General features: G+C 61.2%; 23 protein-coding genes and 1 pseudogene. 11 read left to right on the top strand and 13 right to left on the bottom strand.

The features are described from left to right. Positions 1–102: 102 nt before the first annotated feature. Positions 103–483, bottom strand: coding sequence for a hypothetical protein (locus tag SINAC_RS41095; RefSeq protein ID WP_015244591.1), 381 nt, complete (start codon positions 481–483; stop codon positions 103–105). 463 nt (positions 484–946) lie between these two features. On the opposite strand from SINAC_RS41095, the gene SINAC_RS04955 reads away from it, so the two are divergent. The 4 genes and pseudogenes from SINAC_RS04955 to SINAC_RS38610 all read left to right on the top strand — a co-directional run bounded on the left by SINAC_RS04955 (position 947) and on the right by SINAC_RS38610 (position 4487). Further along, positions 947–1762 carry a DUF6065 family protein gene (locus SINAC_RS04955; RefSeq protein ID WP_015244590.1) on the top strand — a complete coding sequence of 272 codons (816 nt, stop codon included), beginning with the start codon at positions 947–949 and terminating at the stop codon, positions 1760–1762. Between the two features lie 90 nt (positions 1763–1852). Beyond that, on the top strand, positions 1853–2983 hold the full coding sequence (locus SINAC_RS04950) for a cupin-like domain-containing protein (protein ID WP_015244589.1): 1131 nt from the start codon (positions 1853–1855) through the stop codon (positions 2981–2983). Positions 2984–3032: 49 nt separating this feature from the next. Next, on the top strand, positions 3033–3500 hold the full coding sequence (locus tag SINAC_RS04945; RefSeq protein ID WP_081578293.1) for a transposase: 468 nt from the start codon (positions 3033–3035) through the stop codon (positions 3498–3500). Positions 3501–3607: 107 nt separating this feature from the next. Next, positions 3608–4487 (top strand): annotated as a pseudogene (locus SINAC_RS38610) (IS5 family transposase). Positions 4488–4865: 378 nt separating this feature from the next. On the opposite strand, the gene ilvA reads toward SINAC_RS38610, so the two are convergent. Continuing rightward, complete coding sequence (gene ilvA / locus SINAC_RS04930) at positions 4866–6446, bottom strand: threonine ammonia-lyase, biosynthetic (protein WP_015244588.1); 1581 nt, start codon at positions 6444–6446, stop codon at positions 4866–4868. Positions 6447–6880: 434 nt separating this feature from the next. Here ilvA and SINAC_RS04925 point away from each other — a divergent pair, with 434 nt between their 5' ends. Beyond that, positions 6881–8230: a Gfo/Idh/MocA family protein gene (locus SINAC_RS04925; protein ID WP_015244587.1), complete on the top strand. Its 1350-nt coding sequence runs from the start codon at positions 6881–6883 to the stop codon at positions 8228–8230. 43 nt (positions 8231–8273) lie between these two features. Next, on the top strand, positions 8274–8504 hold the full coding sequence (locus tag SINAC_RS04920) for a hypothetical protein (RefSeq protein WP_015244586.1): 231 nt from the start codon (positions 8274–8276) through the stop codon (positions 8502–8504). A 56-nt stretch (positions 8505–8560) separates the two neighbouring features. Here the strand turns inward: SINAC_RS04920 and SINAC_RS04915 are convergent, their stop codons facing one another. From SINAC_RS04915 to SINAC_RS04900, 4 genes are all read right to left on the bottom strand, one after another. Next, entirely contained in the window at positions 8561–9544 is a 984-nt protein-coding gene (locus SINAC_RS04915; protein WP_015244585.1) for a YihY/virulence factor BrkB family protein, read from the bottom strand. 256 nt (positions 9545–9800) lie between these two features. After that, positions 9801–10319, bottom strand: coding sequence for a hypothetical protein (locus tag SINAC_RS04910; RefSeq protein ID WP_015244584.1), 519 nt, complete (start codon positions 10317–10319; stop codon positions 9801–9803). A 105-nt stretch (positions 10320–10424) separates the two neighbouring features. Beyond that, complete coding sequence (locus tag SINAC_RS04905; RefSeq protein WP_015244583.1) at positions 10425–11564, bottom strand: sensor histidine kinase; 1140 nt, start codon at positions 11562–11564, stop codon at positions 10425–10427. A gap of 353 nt (positions 11565–11917) precedes the next feature. Next, positions 11918–12115 carry a hypothetical protein gene (locus tag SINAC_RS04900; RefSeq protein WP_015244581.1) on the bottom strand — a complete coding sequence of 66 codons (198 nt, stop codon included), beginning with the start codon at positions 12113–12115 and terminating at the stop codon, positions 11918–11920. A gap of 354 nt (positions 12116–12469) precedes the next feature. Here SINAC_RS04900 and SINAC_RS04895 point away from each other — a divergent pair, with 354 nt between their 5' ends. Next, a complete protein-coding gene (locus SINAC_RS04895; protein WP_026011949.1) occupies positions 12470–13864 on the top strand; it encodes a sigma-54-dependent transcriptional regulator in 1395 nt (464 codons plus the stop codon). Positions 13865–13948: 84 nt separating this feature from the next. Further along, positions 13949–14389, top strand: coding sequence for a CBS domain-containing protein (locus tag SINAC_RS04890; RefSeq protein WP_015244579.1), 441 nt, complete (start codon positions 13949–13951; stop codon positions 14387–14389). Positions 14390–14569: 180 nt separating this feature from the next. Here SINAC_RS04890 and SINAC_RS04885 read toward each other — a convergent pair whose 3' ends face one another. From SINAC_RS04885 to SINAC_RS04865, 5 genes are all read right to left on the bottom strand, one after another. Continuing rightward, positions 14570–15028, bottom strand: a complete 459-nt coding sequence (locus tag SINAC_RS04885; RefSeq protein ID WP_015244578.1) for a phage holin family protein — start codon at positions 15026–15028, stop codon at positions 14570–14572. After that, positions 15007–15219: a DUF883 family protein gene (locus tag SINAC_RS04880; protein WP_015244577.1), complete on the bottom strand. Its 213-nt coding sequence runs from the start codon at positions 15217–15219 to the stop codon at positions 15007–15009. Before SINAC_RS04880 ends, SINAC_RS04885 begins: the two co-directional genes overlap by 22 nt. 55 nt (positions 15220–15274) lie before the next feature. Next, on the bottom strand, positions 15275–15754 hold the full coding sequence (locus tag SINAC_RS04875; protein WP_015244576.1) for a hypothetical protein: 480 nt from the start codon (positions 15752–15754) through the stop codon (positions 15275–15277). Between the two features lie 204 nt (positions 15755–15958). Then, positions 15959–17533 (bottom strand): GTPase family protein, encoded by a 1575-nt coding sequence (locus SINAC_RS04870; RefSeq protein ID WP_157579411.1) that lies wholly within the window; start codon positions 17531–17533, stop codon positions 15959–15961. Between the two features lie 335 nt (positions 17534–17868). Beyond that, complete coding sequence (locus SINAC_RS04865; RefSeq protein ID WP_015244574.1) at positions 17869–18306, bottom strand: hypothetical protein; 438 nt, start codon at positions 18304–18306, stop codon at positions 17869–17871. A gap of 302 nt (positions 18307–18608) precedes the next feature. On the opposite strand from SINAC_RS04865, the gene SINAC_RS04860 reads away from it, so the two are divergent. From SINAC_RS04860 to SINAC_RS38605, 3 genes are all read left to right on the top strand, one after another. Continuing rightward, entirely contained in the window at positions 18609–18812 is a 204-nt protein-coding gene (locus SINAC_RS04860; RefSeq protein WP_015244573.1) for a hypothetical protein, read from the top strand. Positions 18813–18997: 185 nt separating this feature from the next. Further along, entirely contained in the window at positions 18998–19420 is a 423-nt protein-coding gene (locus tag SINAC_RS04855; RefSeq protein WP_015244572.1) for a CsbD family protein, read from the top strand. 121 nt (positions 19421–19541) lie between these two features. Continuing rightward, positions 19542–19718, top strand: a complete 177-nt coding sequence (locus SINAC_RS38605; RefSeq protein WP_015244571.1) for a DUF1328 domain-containing protein — start codon at positions 19542–19544, stop codon at positions 19716–19718. Positions 19719–19914: 196 nt separating this feature from the next. Here the strand turns inward: SINAC_RS38605 and SINAC_RS04845 are convergent, their stop codons facing one another. Further along, entirely contained in the window at positions 19915–20391 is a 477-nt protein-coding gene (locus SINAC_RS04845) for an SEC-C metal-binding domain-containing protein (protein ID WP_015244570.1), read from the bottom strand. Positions 20392–20416: 25 nt separating this feature from the next. Beyond that, positions 20417–22432: a phenylalanine--tRNA ligase subunit beta gene (gene pheT, locus SINAC_RS04840; protein ID WP_015244569.1), complete on the bottom strand. Its 2016-nt coding sequence runs from the start codon at positions 22430–22432 to the stop codon at positions 20417–20419. Between the last annotated feature and the right edge of the window lie 443 nt (positions 22433–22875).

Below are 22875 nucleotides of genomic sequence, written 5' to 3'. Positions count from 1 at the left end.
CGACACCGACACCGACGCCGACACCGACTCCAACGCCAACTCCAACGCCAACGCCAACGCCAACGCCGACACCGACTCCAACTCCAACGCCAACACCGACGCCTACTCCAACTCCGACGCCAACGCCCACTCCAACTCCAACGCCAACGCCAACGCCAACGCCAACGCCAACGCCAACGCCAACGCCAACGCCAACGCCGACACCAACGCCAACGCCAACGCCAACGCCAACGCCAACGCCAACGCCAACGCCAACGCCAACGCCAACGCCAACGCCAACGCCAACGCCAACGCCAACGCCAACGCCAACGCCAACGCCAACGCCAACGCCAACGCCAACGCCAACGCCAACGCCAACGCCAACGCCAACGCCAACGCCAACGCCAACGCCAACGCCAACGCCAACGCCAACGCCAACGCCAACGCCAACGCCAACGCCAACGCCAACGCCAACGCCAACGCCAACGCCAACGCCAACGCCATAACGCGATAAGGCTCACAAAACCCAACAGGGTGCGATTTCAGCCGTTTACAGCGAGCGTTGGCCGGCCTCAGGCCGGCTGGCACTCGCCAAATCGAACGACTCAAATGCGACTTTGCCGCGAGAATAAGGCAGGGAGAGCAACGAGCTAGAGTGCGCGGCTACCACTCACGTCCAAGGCTTTAACCTGGACGAGGACGGCCTTCATGAATCTCTCTGATCGCGTGCAGGTCCAATTTGTCCTGACAAGATCGACCGACCGACTGAAACAATCGCGTTTCACCAACGGTCGCAACAGTCGACGTCATGGCAGTGAACGAACGATGAGAAGTGGCTTCTCCTCGTGCATTTTCGCATGCCTCAATGCCGCTTTACTCAGGGAACGCGATTGCCCACCTTCACTGGTCGGGTCAAGCTGGGCAGCGCGTTCCAATAGCTTATTTTGAGTTCCCAGGGGAGCCTTTTATGAATCAACTACGGCTCGAAGTGGGGATCTATCAGCTCGTGGACGATGCCATGCTTAAGCAGAACCGTACGGATGGGACGGGGTGGGACTGGAGATGGGCGGACTGGCAGCGGGACTGGATGGACGCCACTCCCAGTCGCTACGCCTATCGCTGCCTCCCCCTGACGATCGTCAACCAGACGGGCTGGTGGATTATGAATCCTGTCGGGTTCACGGCAGTTTGGCGCGGGCAAGACGCGACGCGGAGCATCGAATTCTTATTCGACAGCGAACCCGAGATGTGGAAGAACTGGATCAACAACCAGTTCGGAGAAGGCATCATCACCTGGAATACACCGTTTCTCTTCCGCACCAAACCCCAAGGTTCAAGACTCCTGGTCTGCGGCCCTGCGAACCATTTCAAGACCAATGCCCATCCCCTCACCGCCATGATCGAGAGTGATTGGATGTCCATGTCATTTACCATGAATTACAAACTTATGATTCCACACATGCCAGTTCGATTCGAGCTGGGGGAGCCCTTGTTCCAGGCAATTCCTCTGGCTAGCAACACTTGCGCGGATTTGGAAACGGCCACAGTCACCTACCAAAAACTGGAGGAAGACCCCGAGATGAACCGCTCTTACCGGGAATGGGACGAGGGCCGACGGGAATTCCACCAGAAGAAAGCCAGGGGTGAGATCAAGGCGGGGGACTGGCAGAAGGATTACTTTCAAGGCCGAGATGCGATAGGGCGGGAAGCGCCCCCCGATCATATGACCAAAGTGAGGCCCCCACGAGTTCATTTCAGCCCGACGACCAAGCCACCTCAGTAGTGGGCCAGTCGAACGATGGCTCAGTAGTCTCTCCAAGTAGGCGAAAACGGATCAGGAGTCAATCTCTTACCTCTAGCCCCCATTCAAGCAATGCAACAACCGAAACAAGCACCGCAGCCGAAATCTAGCCCCAGCCCGTTCAATCTGGCGTCCGCGCCGTCTGGCCCGGCCATGAACCAGAACGGCCTCATCGATCCGGCGTCAGGCTTGGTCGACGACGAATGGCGCCGCTGGATCGCGGAAAACCTGTTGCTTGACCTGTCGCGAGAAAGCATCATCGCTTCAATGGTCGATGAAGGGATCACTCTCGAGGAAGCGAACCGCGAGGTCGATCTGGCCACGCAAAGCCCCTATTTGAAGGGGGCCAACCTATTACGCCATCGCCTCAAGAAGCGTGACTGGCAGTTGAGCAACTACCGGAAACTCAATCGCCTCCACCGGGCCTCGGGGACCATTGAGCGACGGCACAAGCTCTCACGTGGGGAATTTCTCGACCAGTATTACAGCACCAACCGCCCCGTAATCATCACCGGCATGATGAACGACTGGCCGGCGATGCGGAAGTGGAATCTCGACTACTTCTCCCAGTGCTTCGGCGACCGCGAAATCGAGATCCAGTTCGGCCGTTCCGCGGGCGAAAATTATGAGATTGAACGCGAAAAATACACCCGCAAACTGAAAATGGCCGACTTCGTCCAGATGGTTCGCAACGCGGAAAACACCAATGACTTTTATCTGACGGCCAACAACAATTCCAGTAACAAGAACGCCCTGCCTGAGCTGTGGGATGATATTGTGCAAATTTCTGAATACCTCAGCGTCCAAAGCAACCAGAGTCAAGAGCGACTCAGCGGCTTCTTCTGGATGGGGCCGGCCGGCACACTCACCCCGTTCCATCACGACCTCACCAACAACTTCATGGCTCAGGTGATCGGCCGGAAGCGGGTCAAACTTGCGCCCTCCTGGGATATCTCGTTGATGAGCAACCACTTTCACTGCTACTCAAAGCGCGATGGCCGCCTGATGTCCCCGACGCCGGCCGCGGCATTCGACGAGCCGCAAATCCACGAATGCATACTAGAACCAGGAGAGATCCTCTTTCTTCCCGTCGGCTGCATGCACTTCGTCGAAGGCATCGACATTTCGGTGACCGTATCATTCACCAACTTCGTCTTCGACAACGATTTTTCCAGCTACTACACGACCTATCATGCAGTCTAATCGGCTACTCGAGTGTCGACCATCGCGGAATCAGTGAAGTGACAAGGCGATCCCTGTTTCATTTTTCAGTCTGCATAATGGCCACTTCCGCAGGGAGAGAAGGCAGACCTGGGCTGAATCGGGATTCTACTTGCTGCCAGGCTTGGTCCGGACCTACTCTCCTGAAGGGCTGACGCCAGTCCTCCGGGAGAAAGTCACACGCGACCATCTGTCCGTCATGGGCGGGCTGACGCCTATGGGGAAGGTCTACACTCTGGTGAGGCAGGAGTCGCTGAACGGGTTGCACAGCATCGAATTCCTCCTTCATCTCCGGCGTATCGCTGGGGACCGACCTCTGATGATCTGGGACGGCTCCCCCATCCATCGCCGATCGGAGGTCATGGAGTTCGTGTCGGCCACCCACGGGAAGATTCGGCTCGAGTCCCTCCCGGGTTATGCGCCCGACCTGCACCCGTGGGACGAGGGCGGCTGGCATCACTATGAGGCGCGTAGAAATGCGAAACCTCGTGTGTCGTGACCTGGAGGAGTTGCATGAGCAATTCCACCTAGCCATTAGGCTCTGTTTGACAAACCGTCTGGAGGCGTCGAACGTAGAAATAGGGTGATCGAGCAGGAGGTCCCCCTATGCATCGCTACGAACTCACTGATCAACAATGGGCTCGGATTGAGCCGCACTTGCCGCACCGGACCCATCACGGCAACCTGGGGCATCCGTTCAACGACCACCGCCCCATCCTCAACGGCATCCTTTGGATCCTTCATACCGGCGCCCCTTGGAGAGATCTCCCCGAGCGCTACGGACCCTGGGAGACTGTGTACTACCGGTTCAACCGCTGGCGTCGGGACGGTACATGGATTCGGATCGTCTCCTCGCTCTTGGATGAACTGGACGATCGAGGCCAGATCGACCATGACTTGTGGTGCATCGACGGCTCCGTGATCCGGGCCAGTCGGGCGGCCGCCGGGGCGAAAAAAAAAGGCAAGCCAATTGTGCAGGCTTGGAGGGCGTCAAGAGACGCAAATGGAGGAACCGCCGGACCATGCGTTGGGGCGTTCGCGAGGCGGGTTCGGCACCAAGATCCACCTCGTGTGTGATAGCCATGGGAGCGTGGTCGGTATCCACGTCACGGCCGGACAGAGGCACGACAGCGTGGCTTTCGAGCCGACGATGGCCCGACGCCTGTTCCGTCGCCGTCGGGGCCAGCGTCGCTGGCCGCGGCGGCTGGCAGGCGACAAGGGGTATAGCTATCGGCGGATCCGGCGCTGGTGCCGGAGGCGACGAGTCGAGGCGGTGATCCCGACGCGCAAGGACCAGCCTCGGGATGAGAAGTTCGACAAGGCCACATACAAGCGGCGGAATATCATCGAGCGGGTGGTGGGCTGGTTCAAGGAGTACCGCCGGTTAGGCACCCGCTACGAGAAATTGGCGGTTAACTACGTCGCCATGTGGTTGGTCGCAATCATGGAGAAAGCCCTGTTTCGCCTTTTGCCAAACACAGCCTAGTCGCCTGCGCCAGAAGCGACATTTGGCCCAAGCCTTCTTTGTCCAGGCCGACTTGCCAATCGAGAAAACTTGACCGTCTTTGCGCATCTCAGTAAAAGCATGATCCGGATCCGCCTAAGGCTTCCAGAACTGCGAGCCAGCATCGATTCCTAATTTAGAATCCTGTTTATCAAAAATCATGCCAACAATAAAAAGACAACAAAAACAGTTGATTCCATTCAAGAGCGGGCAAGGCCCCCGCGATCTCAAGTGGGGGAGGGAAGTGGGGCGATCTTCCCGGGATTAAACTGCTCCCCTTACGGCTGCGACGTGCCGGTTCGCAAGCCGGCGCGGCGACCCGTTCTCACTCAGGCCACGGGAGGATTGCGACCGGCCACGTTAACGAAGGAACAACTGATAGACAGGGCTCTCGGTCTCATCGACGCAGGGATAGGCCAGGCTATTGAGGAAATCCTGGAAGGCGGGCCGCTCACCGCTCGGGATCTGCATCCCAATCAGGATGCGACCGTAATCAGCGCCTTGATTGCGATAATGAAAGAGGGTGATGTTCCAGTTCGGATGCATACTTGAAAGAAACCGCATTAGAGCGCCCGGTCTTTCGGGAAACTCGAAGCGATAGAGCCGCTCATCAATGGCCAACTGACTCCGGCCGCCGACCATGTGGCGCACATGCTCTTTGGACAGTTCATCGCCGGTCAGGTCCACCGTGGCGAAGCCGTGCTCGGTAAAACGACGGGAGATTGCCGCGGACTCTTCGCGATTGGTGGTGGCCAGGCCGACGAAGACGTGGGCGTACTGGTCGTCGGAGATCCGGTAATTGAACTCGGTCACACTCCGAGGACCAATCAACTCGCAGAGCCGTTTGAAACTGCCCCGTTTCTCGGGGATCGTGACCGCGAACAGGGCCTCACGTTCTTCGCCAACCTCGGCCCGCTCGGCGACGAAGCGGAGTCGGTCGAAGTTCATATTGGCCCCACAGGTGATCGCCACCAACGTTTGGTCTTTGAGGCCATGTCGCGCAACGTATTGCTTCATCGCAGCGACGCCCAAGGCCCCGGCCGGCTCGAGAATGCTCCGCGTGTCCTCGAACACATCCTTGATCGCAGCGCACACGGAGTCGGTGTCGACCACGATGAAGTCATCGACCAGGGCGCGTGTCACGCGGAAGGTTTCCTCGCCCACCAGCTTGACGGCCGTGCCGTCAGAGAAAAGGCCGACATCGTCCAGTTGAATCCGCTTGCCGGCCCTGACCGAACGGATCATCGCATCGGAGTCGGCCATCTGCACCCCGATGACCTTGATCTCAGGCCGTACCGCCTTGATATATGCGGCGACTCCGGAGATCAGGCCGCCTCCGCCGATCGCGACGAACACGGCATGGATCGGGTGCTGATGCTGGCGCAAGATCTCCATGCCGATCGTGCCTTGGCCCGCGATCACATCCGGGTCATCGAACGGATGCACGAACGTATAATCGAACACCTTGCTCAGTTCGAGAGCATGGAGGTAGGCGTCGGAATAGCTGTCCCCGTGGAGGACCACCTCTCCCTTGAGGGCGAGGACAGCGTCGATCTTCAGTTTCGGAGTCGTCACCGGCATGACGATCGTCGCGCGACAGCCCAAGCGATGCGAGCTCAACGCCACGCCCTGGGCGTGGTTGCCCGCCGAAGCGCAGATCACCCCACGCTCCAATTGCTCGGGCGAAAGATGCACCATCTTGTTGTAGGCCCCGCGCAGTTTGAAGCTGAACACGGGCTGGCTGTCCTCACGTTTGAGCCAGACCTGATTGCCCAATCGCTTCGACAGCTTCTTGGCCAACTCCATCTGAGATTCGATCGCGACGTCGTAGACCCGAGCGGTCAGGATTTTCTGCAGGTAATCCATCAGCCCAAGCGGAACGTCGGAAGTCGCTTCGGAGCCTTGGGTATGATATTCCTTGGGACGGCCAGGTCCGAGCATGTTCACTTCTCGTTGTTCATACGCAGAGATGGCCGCTCAATCGCGACCCGCAGGCCGGAGCCGCCACCAAAAGGGGCAGCGCGGGACCTCTGCTTCGTCAAGGTGGGTGGTCTGCCTCCCCGTCACGGCTCAGAGACTCTCCCACCGTGTGCTTCTTCGAAAGAGTAACCTATCGTACTCGAAACACGATGTCGGAGCGATCTCGACCGCAACGCAGTCAGGATTGCGATCGTCCTGGACGAATCTCAAAGCAGATGCAGGCGGGCCGCCGGCGGTCCCAGGGGAGGACTTCGCGAAAGATTAAGATAAATGAGGAACCAAGGTCCCCCCTGGCGAGGGGAGGGCGGGGCCGATAGCATCGGTCGGAGACGTGGTCGCGGCCCGGGTGCACCGTGGCCTCGGCCCCAACAGCCGATAACAGGGAGAGCCCAAGTATGGCGACTGATCGGATCACCAGGCGCGGTTTCGTCGGAGCGGTAGGGGTCACGGCCGGTTCGGCCGCGGTTCTGGGCGCGAGCGGGCAGGCCGTCGCGGCCAACGACAAGATCCGGCTCGGCATCATCGGATCGGGCAGCCGGGGGATGCAGGTCCTCGAAACCTTTCTGGCCAATCCCGAAGTGGACATCGTGGCCGTTGCCGACGTGGACGACAAGCACGCCGAGCACTGCGCGGAGCACGTAAAGAAGAAGCGGGGGAATGAACCGGTCACCGGGCGCGACTACCACGCGATGCTCGACCGCAAGGACGTCGACGCGGTGATCATCGCCACCCCCGACCACTGGCACGCCCTCCCTGCAATTGAAGCGGTGCTCGCCGGCAAAGACGTTTACGTCGAGAAGCCGGTTGCGCACAACGTGGCCGAAGGGCAGGCGATGCTTCGGGCGGCCCGGAAGACGAACAAGGTCATGGCCGTCGGCACCCAGCAGCGCTCGTCGTCGCACTTCCAGGAAGCCGTCGAGACCGTGCGCTCGGGGAAACTCGGCAAGGTTTTCTGGGTGCAGACCTGGAACTACGAAAACATCAGCCCGGTCGGGATCGGCCGGCCTTCCGACACCGAACCGCCGGCGAGCGTCGACTACGACCGCTGGCTCGGCCCCGCCCCCAAGCGGGCGTTCAACCCGAACCGGTTCCACCTCCTCTTCCGCTGGTTCTCCGACTACGCCGGCGGGATGATGAGCGACTGGGGCGTCCACCTCAACGACATCGTCCTCTGGGCGCTCGACGCCAAGGGGCCCGAGGCGGTCACGTCGACGGGCGGGATCCTCACGTCCGACGACAATCGTGACACGCCCGACACCTTGCAGGTCGTCTATGACTTCCCGGGTTGCACCCTCACCTACTCGATGCGGAAGGGGAACGGCCTCGCCCTGAACGGCCACGACTACGGCATCCTTTTCTGTGGAACCGACGGCAGCCTGCTCCTGGACCGAGCCGGCTTCGAGATCATCCCAGATAAGATCATCCTGCCGTACGGGATCAAGATGGCGCAGGGCGACCGCCCGCTCCGCAAGATCGAGCTCGAAGGGCGCAAGGTCAAAGGAGTCGACGGCCAAGGCCCCCACATCAGGAACTTCCTCGACTGCCTCACATCGCGCGAGCGCCCGACCTGCGATATCGAGATCGCCCATCGCTCGACCAACACCTGCCATCTCGGCAACATCGCATTCAAGCTGGGACGAAAACTCGTCTGGGACAACGCCACCGAATCGTTTAAGAACGACAACGAAGCCAACGCGTTGCTCTCACGCGAACCAAGGCGTGGCTACGAGTTGCCCAAAGTTTAAGTCGCTAGTCGCGAGCCTTTGGAATCGGAATCAAGAGGTAGGCATGACACGGCAAGCCGGTTTGATCCTTCGACTCATTGCCTACCTCGTTGAAATGATCTCCATGATCGGACTCGTCCTCGCCTCCAGGCAGCGGGTCGAGCCCCGGCTATTCGCCGGGCTCGATCCGCGCCAGTGGAGCGTCGGACTCGCCATCGGCCTCTTCCTCTGGGCCATCAGCACCGCGATCATCCACTGGCCCCGGAAAAAGAAGCGGGACAGACCTCAGGACTGATCGCGAACCACGTCGTATTGGATCCGATTTTTCAAGGAGAGTAGCCCAAGCTCTCTCTACGCAACGCCTTCACGGGACGAGAGCTCTGGTTTCGCGGCCCCAAAATCAGGCGACGAAGGCGGGTCGATCTTCTGTCCGTACGTCTTCCCAAGTGGAGACGCGTCTTCGATGATTTTGTTCTGCTCCGCAGCCGTGAGGATAACCACGCTCGACAGCCAGAACCAGAAGAGCAGGACCATCACACCCCCAAGCGATCCGTACGCCTGGTTGTAATTGGCAAAATTCTGAACATAAACACGAAATCCGAATGTCTGAATTAAAAAGACAAGCGTTCCGAACACGCTCCCCGGCGTGATCCATTCCCATCGCTGCTGGGCGTCGGGACCGATGTAAAAGGTCAGGGCGAAGCTGACCGAGACCATCAAAAAGACAACGACCCACTGAATGAGCGTGGCGACCACCTGGGCGGGTGCACTCAGCCCCAACCCGTTCAAAATCTGCGGCCAGGCAACGATGGCGAGCAACGAACCCACCAAGATGATGGCCTGGATCAAGGTCATCACAATGGCCGTCAGGCGGAGTTTCCAGAACGGCCGGGTCTCGGTCACGCCGTAGATCCGGTTCATCGCGTCGATCACCGCGAGGAACAGGCTCGACGCCAGCCAGATCGTGACCGCCAGGCCGAACGAAATCAGGCCGAGATGCGAATCGTTCTGGATTCTCACGATCTGATCCTTGATTACACCGTACGCTTCCTTGGGAAACATCGTCCTCAAGGTGGAATCGAGTTGCTCGACGGTCAAGTTGGCAACGCCGACCGTGCTCCCCGAGCGCCCCGTCAAATCGGGAAGGAGCCGGACCACCAGGGTCAGGACCAGGCCGAGGAAAGGCACGAGCGCCAGCATCGCGTAAAAGGCAACGGCCGCAGCCCGAGTGAGAATCTCGTGCTCGGTGATCTTGTTCCACGTTCTGACGAGGAGTTCGCGGACGCTCAGACCGCCGAGTGTCAGCGCCTCGCGAAGGCGAAGCGGGAGAGACATGGCCACATCGTTCCTTTGATTTTGAAAAAGGAGAGCCGAGAGGCCCCCCCTCACGATTCTTGCTCCCGATCGTGGCAGAAAGCACGCCGCGTGCCACTGCCAGACGGTTCACTGGCACATCCCACCTCGTCCCCCCGCCCTTGAAAGTCCTACCGCTAGGATTCGGGGCGGTTCCTGAGCCAAACAAGACGAGCGACCCCCGGGTCAAGTCACCCGAGGGCCGCTCGTGTTGCTTCGAACCACGGGTTCGGTCAGCTCAGGTTGACTTCGGGTTGGCGGCGGGATCTTCGGCGGTCGCCCCTTGCAAGACCAGGCGATTGAGCCCTTCCTGCAAGGCGTCACGGTGCGCATTGTCTTCGGTCAAGACGACGGCCAGTTCGCGAGCGCTTTCGGCGTCGCCGAGGCTCTGGAACGTCTGGACCCAGGCGGTGCACCAATGAATCGCGTTGGCCTTGGCGACCAGGTCGTGGGCAACCCGCTGATGCCCTGAGCATCCCATCTCGCTGACCTTCTCCCTGAGGCGACCGAGGGTCTCGCCGATGCCGCCCGTAACGCTTCGGGAGGGAGTGTAACCGTATCGGGTGGCGATGGTTTCGACGATCATGAGATGGCGTTCGTCGGCCGCGGCAATCTCATGGTAGAGCACTCCGAGGGCAGGGTCGGGAGGAGCCTGCGACCGCGCCTTGGCCTCGTCGAGCAAGGCGTGCTCCGCATCGATCCCCTTGGAAAACTCTGTTGCGATCCAGGTGCGATTGACCGTGGAAACAGTCGTCATCGAGGGCCTGACTTTCTGATCTGAGATGATGATCGGTTCGTGGTCGGACCGCTCAACCACTCCAAAAAGCAACCCTCATGCCAAGCTCAGGAATCGTCCCACAGTTCACTTGGTTTCGGCGCGTGCCGGCCAGTCGAGGATGATGGTACTGCCACGCGTCTCGTCCACCTCGAGCCGGGCGGCTCCGCCAAACATCTCGCTAATCCTCGCGGCGATGGCCAGGTCCATCCCACGACGCTCGGCGGCCGTCCCGCACAGCCGCTCGAACAGGTCGGGACGAAGTTCGACGGAAGTGACCGAGGGGGGCGGAGGTTGCTTGACGCTGAACTCGGTGACCCAGCGGTCCGGCCCGCCGCGCAGGGTGACATAAACCCCCTCCACCTTGGACGCAGCCAAGGCGTTGCCGAGCGCATACTGAATCGCCTGTTTCGCCCGGGTCGGGTCGAGCAACGCCTCCGGCGGACACGACTGCTGAATCTCGACATGAATCGGGACGGCCTTTGCCCCTGCTTTCAGTGAGCGCGTTTCCACAACTTCGCTCAAGAGCCTCTCAGGGCTAAACTCAAGCGAATCCACCGGCGCCTCGGGTTCGAAGAGGCGGTAGTAATCACTGAGTTGCGAAAGCATGCGCTCGATCTGCTTGAAGCTCTCCTCGACAAAACGGAGGTCTTCCTCGAGGTCAGGATTCCCGCGCGGCAAGGCTTGGTCAATCATCCGCAACGAGAGACCGACGACATTGAGCGGTGTTCTCAGGTCGTGGACGATCAGCGGAAAAAAACGGGAGTCAGTGGGCATCGTCGACGCCGATGGCCCCCGGACTTCTTCTTTGCGTGCTTGGCGGCGGAGCAACCCTTCCACACGAGCGGGCAACTCGATCGGCAGGCTGCCTCGAGAGACCCAGTCGAAAATTTCGACATCTTGATCCATCGTGGTTTTGAGGTCGGCGTCCGGCTCGAGAATAGCGAGGGTCGGGAGGTTCTGCTCTCGCGCGAGGGCGAAAAGTTCCTGGATCGGGGGCGAGCTCGTTCCGGTTGAATCGATCGCCAGAATCAAGAGCGCGGGGCGTTCGTGTTCCCTGAATGAGGCGATCGCCTCGGTCGTCGAATTGTAGTTCCGAACGCGATATCCTTGGACTTCTAGCAGTGAGGAGATCTGAGACCATTTTATGGGGTCGACCTCGAGCACCGCAAGTTCCCGTCCATTCTTTGTGGCCGCTTGCCTCTCCGACTGCGCCGTCAGTAGCATGCTAAATCGTATCCTTATTCTTAAGAAAATGGGTATGACGTCAGCGTCAGTAACTCCCCATCTCCCTCGGCATCGCAATGCGACGAATGACGAAAGCCAACGGCCCGGGATCGCGATCCTCCATGGTTGAGATCACCACGAAGTCCGGGGCCTTTCTTTTCGGGGCCATCGCAATTCACCTCCACCGCGGCTCTTTTGATCTTGGGGGGAGTCAAAGGGGGGCCTTCTCACCCACACGACCCGACACAGAAGACGGACGCTGAGGCCGGGATCGCCCAGGGAAGGCACGCCCCAATTCGACAGACATCATCCTGGAATGAGAAGAGAAATTCACAAACGAAGGTCGCCTCCGTTCACCACGGCTTGAGCTTCCATCCGAGAACAAAACCGATACCCATGGCCCAGAGTGCGAACGAGGTCGGATGCTCCCGCGCATAGTCCTTCAAATAATCCACGGCATCGTTGGCGATGTTCTCGAACGTTCCCATCTCTGGGAAGTCCGCCGCTCGCGCCATGTCTGCGGGGAACTCCGTTTTCAACGTGTCAATCATCACGATAGCTCCTCTAATTTGACTGGCGACTCGAAATCCTTCATGCGAAGGGAATCAACGAAACCTAACGATGGACCGATAGAATCTCGTGCAGCAATTTTCATACCTCAGAGCCGGGCCCCCCTCCTTTGAAGAATCGCAGCTGGACGCTCATCCCTCCACAGGCCTAACATAGGAAATGAATCGCTCACCTCTCCGCGAGCAAATGAGGGTCCCGTGGAAAATCCTAACGATTCGGGAAAAACAATTCACAAGGGAACCGAATTTGCTCACGACCGGGCAGACGATCGCTCGAAGGCCGTCCCGCCTAACGAGCATGAAGGTCCACCTGAAGTGAGGGAGAAAGACGATCGCATGCGTAGAAAACTGCTGGTTGTCGATGACGACCCCTACCTGACAACTCAGTTGCGCAAGCTCCTGGAATCCGACGAGCTCAGCGTCGACACGGTTTCGAGTGCCCAGGAGGCGTTGACCGCCCTGGGGGAGACCGATTACAGCGTGCTGATCACGGATTTGAAAATGCCCGGTATGGGGGGGATGGAGCTGATCCGCGAAGTCGCGCAACGGCGGGTCCTGGTCACCACGATCGTGACGACCGGCTTTGGCTCGATCGACCGGGTGGTCGAGGCGATGCGGCTCGGGGCGTACGACTTCCTGACCAAGCCCATCGACCCCAACAACTTGAAGCTCGTCATGGACCGAGCGCTCAAGAAACGGGCCCTTCAAGACGAGGTACTCCGGCTTCGCCAGCAGCTCAAGGAGAGTTACAGCTTCAACAGCATCATCAGCAAGAACCCCAAGATGCACGGGATCTTTGAGTTGATCCGGCACATTGCGGGAACCAAGAGCACGGTGCTGATCGAAGGGGAGACGGGAACCGGTAAGGAGTTGATCGCCAAGGCCGTGCACTACGCCAGCGAAGAGCGGCAAGGCAGCTTGGTGGCCATCAACTGCGCGGCGTTGCCCGAGAATCTGCTTGAAAGCGAACTCTTCGGCCACGAGAAGGGGTCGTTCACCTCGGCCGATGCACGACGCAAAGGGCGATTCGAGTTGGCCGACAAGGGAACGATCTTCCTCGATGAGATCGGCGACATTTCCCAGGCGATGCAGGCCAAGCTGCTTCGCGTGCTCCAGGAAAAGCGTTTCGAGCGAGTCGGCGGGCACGAGAGCATCGAGGTCGATGTCAGGGTGGTGGCAGCCACCAACAAGAACCTCGAGAAGGAGGTCAAAGAGGGACGCTTCCGCGAAGACCTGTTCTACCGCCTCAACGTGATCAAGGTCGACGTTCCCCCTCTGCGCGAACGTCCCGAGGACATTCCCCTGCTCGTGACCCACTTCCTCAACAAGTACGCGAGGCCCAACGACCCTCCCAAAAAGATGGCTCCCGACGCCATGGAGCGACTGCTCGTCTACCGCTGGCCGGGGAACGTTCGGGAACTCGAGAACGCCATCGAGCGCTCGTCGGTAACGACCGTCGGGGACACGATCAATCCGGACAAGCTCCCTGCCCGAATCACCGGGATCTCGGAGGAAGAAAAACCAAGGTACGAGATCGACCTCCAGCACCCGTTGCCCTACTACCTCAAAGAAGCCACCGAGCAGATCGAGAAGCAGTATATTCGCAAAGCGCTCGAAAAGAGCAGGGGCAACGTCGGTCGCTGTGCGGAACTCTGCGGCCTCTCGAGACGCAGCGTTTCGGGAAAGATCAGCCAGTACGAAATCGACAAGTACCCGTTTAAATCGACATGAGTGGGCGGCTGGTCCAAGACTTGCACTTGAGCGTTCTCAACAGCGAGCCCGCTTAAACCCAAAACACTCTTGGAGTCCATCCCTATGACCGCCCCCTCTCGCGCAAAGCGCACGGCCGCTGACGTGATGACACCCGATCCCCGCACCTGTTCGATCTTCAGCACCGTGCTCGAAGCGGTTCTCTTGTTCCGCGACGCCGACTGCGGGGCGGTTCCCGTCATTGAAGAGGGAAAGCCGGTCGGCATCCTCACCGACCGCGACGTCGCCCTGGCCCTCGCCGAATACGAGGAGCAGCTGCCCAGCTTGCCCGTCAGCAAGATCATGACCCAAGGCGTTTTCGCCATCGCGCCCGAAACCGACATCGACACGGTGGTGAGCCAGTTCGGCGATCGTCGGGTCCGCCGACTCCTGGTCGTCGGCCCGGACGATCGCTTGCTCGGAATCGTCTCCTGGGCCGACATCGCTCCGTACGTGCCCGATCGCGAGGTGGGCGAAGCAGTGACCGAGGTCGTCGAACAACCCTGAGCGGGTTCTTCGTATCAAGATCCACTGCAAAACCGAACGGGCGACCGTCAAGAGCCAAGAGCTGGCACTGGCGGTCGCCCGTTCGGTTTTGTGGTCTCATGACACACACACAGCATCCACGCCGGTGCCGAGCCTGCGTTGGTCAAGCAAGACAACGCGGGTTCTTCATCGGCCCGGACTTCACCAGCGACGTCTCGGTACGGCTCGGCCGCTATGGACGAGCACCGTGCGGATCCAGGAGACGTTCCGAATCAGCTCATCCCGTGAACGTTGGAACCCCTCCAGAGACGCGCCCAGCTTGCGGCCGGCAATGACCACGACGAGCGCAGCCAAACCGAGAATGGTGATGGCGGTCAGAAGGAGGGCCCAACCGAGGGAGATTCCCAGGACCTGGGCAATCAAGAGTGAAACGCCCCCGATCGCCACGGGCACGCTGCCCAGAATGACGACCAGGCCAACCACGACCAGTGCGAGCGGAATCAGCGCTCGGCCCGCCGTCTCCTTGAAGTCGAGCGCCGCGAGCTTGAGTTGCAGCTCGGCGAGAGTCGCCACATCGTTGCCGAAGCCGGCGATACTTCCCACCATGTTCTCGGCGGACCCGTTGGTCGAACCGTTCTTTACCTTCGTTTGATCATCCATCCCAGCAGCACCCCCACCCCTAGCGCGATGCCCAGAGCGCGCGCCGGTTCTTTGACGACGTACTCTTTAATCATGCCGCTCCCCTCGGCCAACCGCTCGCGAGCGGTTGCCGCGTATTCGAGCGCCCTCTCCTTGAGTTCCTCGGCTTGAGGACCGAGGCTGGATTCCAGGCCTTGCATGCGGTCGATCATCGTCCTTTGCCTCCTCTAGCTGGAAATCGTCGATCGTTCAGGATCCATCGATCGATCAGAACGTGGTCTTCTCCTGCGGCCACCCGGGGCTTCCCGGCCGCTCCGGCGGTGCGGGCGTCGCCCCGCCCGCCGTCGCCTGTTGCTGAGCGATCCAAGTCTCCAGGTACTGGGCGGCGTAGCCTTGAGCGGCTCTCATGGCCACCGGAGCCACAAAACCGACCGCCGAGGCCAACAGCCCCTTGCGGGCCGGCTCCTTGGCCTCTTCCTTCGCTTGTTCGAGAACCTCGCGCACCTCGGCCGCATCAGGCGCGATTGCGACAGGCACAGGAACGACTTGGCGGCGTCTGGGGACAACCAGATAACCCGCAGCGACCGACACACCCAAGGCGGCCCAGGGGTACATCCGGATGTAGCGACGCCAGTCGGCAACCGCCTCGGCGTTGGCCACGACATCACGGACATCCGCATGGAGGTCACGGCGGATCTGTGCCATTTGGATTCGGAGTTCGTCGGCGTTGTTGGTCGCAGTGGCCACAACCTGCTCCCGTCGGGGTCATTCGGAATCCATCTCGAGGAACCACGGCGGAAACAAAGGCCCCACCGGTCACCTCTCGAAGTAAGCAACCGCAATGCCAAGGAGACCTATCGGCCGACTCTTCGAAAAGTTCGGATGCAATCGCCGGATGTTTGCGCCGGGGATTCTCTCACATGCGCAAGACACTGCTCAGTCGAGGCGTGTTCAACCTTGGGGCGGGGTCGTGGCGCCGGTCTTTCGCTTTCCCCGCGCCGCTCGCAGACTCTCCCAAAGCGAGCGCCCTTGCTGGCCGACCTGCGAGACGAGCCGGCTCGCTTTGGATCGCGTCGAGACGCGATGGAGGTGGCGGATCAAGGCGGTCCGCTCGGCCCGTTGGAACAGGGAGGCGAGAGCGGGCAGCAACAGCTCGGCAATCCCGTACTCCGACGCCTCGGGGAGACCGACGGCGACCACCTCGTTGATGGTGGGGGGAAGGGCGGCTCGAATGGCCTCGAGACGCGCTCGGACGGCCAGCTCGCGGCTCCGATGGCCCGTGGCCCAATTGTAGGGGGGAGCCCACTCGCCGCCGAATTCGGGCTTATCCACCATGGTGACGACCGCCATGGCGGGGGCGATCTCGAGTCGGGGGTGCTCCACGTACCAGAGATCCCAGGCCTGGGCAAACGCCACGTCGGCCGCGTGGGTGTCGCGACGACCATCGATCACCAGGATCATCAGATCGGCCTCCACAGCCTGCTCCACGGCCTCACGGCGGGTCGCCCGGTCGCGGGCCGATTCTCCCCCTGGATTCGTCGTGTAGCCCGGCAGCTCGACCAACTGAGCCGTCTGCAACCGTTCGATCAGCGCCTCGTCGAGCCCCGCCGCCACCAGCCTGGCCTTGAGCAAGGACAGGTCTCCCCCGCGTGCCAGCTTCAACGACTCGATCAAGCGGGTCTTCCCCGCCCCTCGCGCTCCCGCCACGGCCACCACCAGCGTGGCCAGTTCGCCGTCGACCGGCTGGGCCGACCGGACCGACTTCCGGGTCAGCCGGCGATACTGGCCGGTCCCGATCGCCAGACGGCCACTGTAGAGCTCGATTAGGTGCATTCCCAGCCGGTTGACGAATGCCCGGTAAAACCAGCGCAGCAGGTTCTGCTGCATGTTCTTCCAGGCCGGTTTGACCATCCACTGCTGCGTCCCCAGCCGCGCCAGGCCGGTGATCGGGCTGAAAATCGGCAGCAGATACGAGTAGATGTCGTTGGCCTTCTGAACGTAGCCGGCCACCTGCACAGCCTGCTTCCAGTGCGCAGCCGTGAGCAAATCGCCGCCGGGAACCTGGTGGCAGAGGCGGTTGAGGTCCTCGGCGGCCAGTTCCATGGCGGTCAAGAATTCCACGATCGGAACGTGCCCGATCGGATCGGCCGCCAGCGGATGGTAGTGCACCGCGAGCTTGCGGGCCAGGCGCCGGGAGGTCTCGATGTAGATGTCGATCTCGCTGAGGGCCTCGAGCGCGATCAGATCCCCCTGGTCGGCCTCACTTTCGACGATCTCCCAAGCCTTCCGGTCGAACGCCGTGAACGTGTGAGGGGCATCCCAATCCAGAGGCGGTAACAGCGGCGTCGTCGCTTTGGTCCACCGCGCCGCGAGGACCGCGAAGCCAATGCCCGAGGCCACCCAGAGCGACCCGGCCGTCCAGAGCCACTTCCGCTCGTACAACCAGATCGTCCCAAAGCCGATGTAGGCCAGAAACGGACCAACCAAGAGGAGCAGGAGAACCCACGCCCGCCAGTTTTTGATCACCGCCAAGACCCCCGAACCGAGACCGAAATCAAAACGTCGCCCCTCACTCACGCGTACACCCTGAATCTTTTTTTTTTCTGAACGCATCTTTCGCCGGATGATCCGACCGGTACAAGGCCCATGCGGAGTCCCCGCGAAATTCCGGGCCTGGTCCTCAGAAAAAGAAGCAAAAGGGGCCGGTGAACTCATGACGCCCAAAAGGACGGGACGGAAACGACGATCCGGCTCGCCGCTCGACCGGGATCTTGGTCGAATGACGGGCCGGAAACGAAGGCCCAATGGGCCAACGTTCAGGGCGGAGCAGCCCCCTATTGAACGCCGTCATCGGCGTTCGGTCAACTGCTCCTCATCGCGCGAGGGATGTGGCGAGAGATCGATTCGGGCAGATTGCGCAGCGAGCCGGCCAGGTTGCTGAGCGAATCGGGAGCGTGGCGGAGTCGATCGGGAAGATGGCGTTCGGCCCAGGTTTCCTCGGGCCGCGCCAGCAGCGTGGTCAGGACAAGCCCCAGACCAAAGCCGATCCCGAATCCGATCAAGACGGACGGTGCAGGGTTCCGCGCCACCATCCCCTCGGCGCGACGGAGGCGTCGCGTGGCTGCCTCGCTGGCCGATCCATAGCCCTCGCTGAGCCGCTGACCGACTTGCGCGGCCCCTTCGTGGATTTGCTGGCCTACCGCCTGAACCCGGTCGCGGACACCACGATCGTCGCCACTCCGCTCGGGTCCACCGCGGCCTGTTCCACCGTTATGGCGTTCTGAATTACCCTTTGGCATTTGCCATGACTCCTTTGCACGAGGTTCATCAATGAGGTCCGAAAGATCAGGGGACCTAACGTCGGGATACCCGTGCAACGGCCATGCCGTCATTCCTTTTGTTTAGGCTGAGAACTTGACTGCGTGCTCCAAGGTGGTAACGTACGCAATGAGAACTCCGAAATCCCTCCTGAGAAGGGGTTGACCCTCTGCCATAGAGGTTGCGATCATCTCAAGAGACTTCGCGGCGTCACCCGGCCCCATTGGGGGGTCCTCTCGTCGCCGACCGTTTGAAGTTCTCCTTCCCCAAGGGAAAATCTCCAATGAAGCGTTTCCTGGCTCTGTCGATGATTCTTGGCGTCACCTCGTTCGGCCTGGTCGGCTGCGGCGAAGAACCCAAGGTTGAGGAACCGGCGAAGGTCGAAGCCCCCGCCGACGCCCCGAAGGTTGACGCCCCCGCCGACGCCCCGAAGGTCGACGCCCCCGCCGAAGCTCCGGCCGTTCCCCCGGCCGACGCCCCGAAGTAATTTCGGAACCGGCGACCAGTCTGCTACGCCCCTCGACCACGATCGGGGGGCGTTTTTTTTGGCCAATCCATAAGTTCAAATCGTGGGTGATTCGACGGTGTTGGCATTGCGGTTGCACTCCCTAAACTCCCAAGGAACCCGGCTGCGTGGCCGGAAAACGTGGGAATTGGGGGAGAATCAAAACCATGGCGATCAACGCACAAGAGCTGCAGGGCCAGTGGAACAAGCTACGTGGGCAGGTGAAAGAGAAGTGGGGACAGCTCACCGACGATGACCTGCAAATCCAAGGCGGCAACATCGACCAACTCGTCGGCCGGATCCAGCAGAAAACCGGCGAGGGCCGCGACACCATCGAACGCTACCTCAGCGAGTTGACCTCGCGCGGAGCGTCGGCCATCTCCCAGGCGGCCGAGTCCGCCACTCAGTACGCCCAGCAGGCGGGTGGGCGGCTGCGCGAACACTACGGCGAGTTCACCGACGCGGCCCGCGACCGGCTCGACTCGGTGCAAGAGCACGTGCGGCACAACCCGACTCAGTCCGTCGCCACCGCCTTCGGTGTCGGTCTGGTCGCCGGCCTGATCGTGGGCTTGGCCTTGCGCTCGCGATAAACCGTTTGAGACTGAGACCGCGGACCGGGCGAGCGATCGCCCGGTCGACTCCCAGCCAAATTCTCACACTTGACCTTATTTTGACACTGACAAAAAACGACCACGTTGAGGAGACACGACAATGCTTCGCTGGGCCATTCTTTTCGCCATCGTTGCGCTGATCGCAGGTGTCCTCGGTTTCAGCGGAGTCGGCGGCATGGCGGCCGACATCGCCAGGATCTGTTTCGTCCTCTTCCTGGTTCTCTTCGTCGTCTCGCTCGTGATGGGCCGGCGCGCCATCGACGGACCGACAATCTAGCGAGTGGCCGGTCCCTCTCTATGGCACCGGCGCGGCGCATACCACAACCTGATTACCGAAACGACCGCGAGGCGAGGCGCTCCCAGCCCGGAGAGCCTCGCCTCGCGGTCGTTTCCCAGATCGATGTCTTGAGCCGGTCGCCCAGTCGTTGGAAATCACCGAGGCGGTCTTTCACCGGCCAAAGGCGGGGCCAAGCTCACGCTCGCCCCATGCAGCACTTCTTGTATTTCTTGCCCGAACCGCACGGGCAGGGGTCGTTGCGACTCGCCGAGGAGACATCGGCCGGCCTGCGAATCGGCACACCTTTGACACCTCCGCCCGGCTTGAGCCGCTCGTTGTACGACCGTGCGATCACGCGAATCTGGGCGGCCCAATCAGCCGCTTCGCCGACCCGTCCGGTTTCTCGGAGATACTCGAGGAACTGCGCAATCACCTCGGGCGCCAGTGGTCGCGTGGCTTCCGGAAGGGCCAGCCGAGGCATCTGCTCGGTCAATACAGTCGCGAACGTTCCCGACGAAACCTCGTCGGGGAAGTCGCGATCGATCAACCGGACAGACTGACCGAAGTGCGACAGGATTTCGGAAACGCAGCCGCGGACCCGCGGATCGAGTTGGTCCGCGGCAAACGACTCGGCAAAATCTCCCGACCAATTATCCCAGCGATTATCGAACATAGACTCACAATTCTCAAGTAAAGGATCACGTTCTCAACGTGGCGCCGAAGCGGTCTGCGCAAGCTGCGATGACCGTCTGGATGGCTTGTTCGACCTCCTCACCGGTCAAGGTTCGCGCAGGGTGGCGGAACCGAAGGCCGAAGTGAAGGCTCTGGCGGTCGTTGTCGAGGTTGCCACCGCGGAAGGTGTCGAGATAGAGGACCGCCTCCAGGGTCGGGCCTGCCACGTCGCGAACGGCCCGCGCCAGCTCCGACCAGGCGAGACTTCGCGCAACAACAAGCGAAAGATCGCGCATCACCGCCGGGAAAGGGGGGAGCGGATGATGGAGCGGAACCAAGATGGCCTTGGCCATCAGGACGTCCAGCTCCAATTCGACGGCTGAGCTCGCGCCGCGAAGCTCGAGCGCGGTGAGCCGGGTGGGATCAACCTCGCCGAGATAGCCGAGATGCGTTCCGCCAAGGAGCAGCTCGGCTCCTCGGCCGGGAGCAAAGTACGGCAAGGCCACGGGGCGAACCTCCAGGTCGTGGTCGGCATGGAGCCGCGCCAGGAGGGCCTCGACCACCCCTTTGAGCCCGAGATAGTCGCGTCCGCTCACCAGCGACAGGCGGGTCGGTTCCTCGGGCAGGACCGAGCCGGAGCGCGGGCGGTAGACGTTGGCGATCTCAAAGAGCTCGGCATCGGGGTTACCGTACGCTTCGTTATGGCGGCGGACGGCCAGCAAGCTCGGGACGAGGCTCCGCCTCAGGGCGTTCTCGCGCTTTCGGCTCGAGTGATCGACCCGGATCGGGGACGACTCAGAACCAGGGTCGAGGGGCTCGCTGAGCTCGTCGGAGACGAGGCTGAACGTAACCGCCTCGTCGAACCCGCAAGCCGTCAGGGCACCTCGGATTTCGGTCTCGACCCGTTCCCGCAGGCCGCGCGGGGAACTGGCCAGGGGGACGAGCCGGTTCTCGGGAATATGCTCATAACCGTGGATCCGCGCGACTTCCTCGATCAGGTCGATCTCACGTTCGAGGTCGCTCCGCCAACTCGGCGGCTGAAACTCGCGCCAGTCGCTCGTGCCGCCGCGGGCCTCGAGACCCAGGTCTTGGAGGATCGCCTCGACCCGAGGCTGAGGAACGTCGATCCCAAGCACCCGAGGGATCTGCGCATACCGCAGCTTGATCGACGACCGAGCGGGCAGGGGGGTGCTCACATCGATCAGGCCGGGATGAAGCGTTCCGCCGGCCAGTTCCAGGATCAACTCCGCGCACCGCCGACTCGCCCATTCCGTACGTTCGGGGTCGAGCGGGCGCTCGAACCTATAGCTTGACGGGCTGTGCAATCCCAGCGCTCGGGCCGTCCGACGAATGGACATCGAATCAAATCGGGCCGCCTCGATCAGAACGTTCGCGGTCGTCGCCCCGATCTCGGTGTCCAGCCCCCCCATGACGCCGGCCAGGCCGACCGGCCGCTCGGCGTCGGCAATCACGAGCATCTCGGGCGTGAGCTCGTAAACCTTGTTGTTGATCGCTGTGAGGGTCTCCCCTTTGCGCGCCCGACGGACGACGAGCCGGCGGCCCTCGAGTCGGTCGAGGTCGTACGCGTGGAGCGGCTGCCCACACTCGAACATGACATAGTTCGTGATGTCGACGATGTTGCTGATCGGCCGTACGCCGATCGTCTCGAGCCGCTTGCGAAGCCACCAAGGGCTCTCGCCAACCTTCACACCCGAGATCACCCGTGCGGTGAACTGGGAGCAGAGTGCGGGATCATCGACGGTCACCCCGGTCCGCGTCGTGACGGCCGGCCCGGACTCCGGCGGTCGGGGATCGAGCACCGCGAGCGTGCGGTCGAAGAGGACCGAGACCTCACGGGCGACTCCCAGATGCCCCAGGCAGTCGGCCCGGTTACTGGTCACCTCCAGGTCGATGGCGAGGTCGCCACCGACCTCGGACGTCGACTCGTGGTTCAAACCCGTCAGGGCGAACCGTTCAGTCAAAATGTCCACCGGCATGTCGAGCCGGACATATTGTGCCAACCAGTTCCAACTAACGATCATCGGCTTCCCTAACCCAGAATGGAGTCAACGGCGAGGACGAGGTCGGGAAACGCCTCGGGAGAGACACTCTCCCCACGCGGCCGGATCTGGATCTCCGTGTGAACACCCGAGATCGGGCGACGATGGACTTCGATCCATTCCTTTTGTCAGGTCGACGAGCCAGACCTCGGCGACCCCTTCTCGAGCATGGAACCTCAGCTTCTTGATCCCTCGATCGTACCCGGCCGACGCGTCCATCACCCACCTTAATGAGAATGAAGACATCGCCAGACGTCGTGGGGATCACGGCGTAATCGGAACAATCGCTGAGTCGAATGGATCCCTTGACGCGAACATCCTCGCCCTCAATACCGGCCTCAGCCATCCGATGATCATCATCAACGGAAAACCGGTAGGTCGCATAGAGTGGGGATGCGCTGGCCATTGAGGGAAATCCTGCCGAG

Source organism: Singulisphaera acidiphila DSM 18658 (genome assembly GCF_000242455.2).
In the GTDB taxonomy this organism is placed as follows: Bacteria; Planctomycetota; Planctomycetia; order Isosphaerales; family Isosphaeraceae; genus Singulisphaera; species Singulisphaera acidiphila.
Note: the sequence above shows the minus strand (reverse complement) of the source record. Positions and strands in the feature narration are given on the sequence as shown.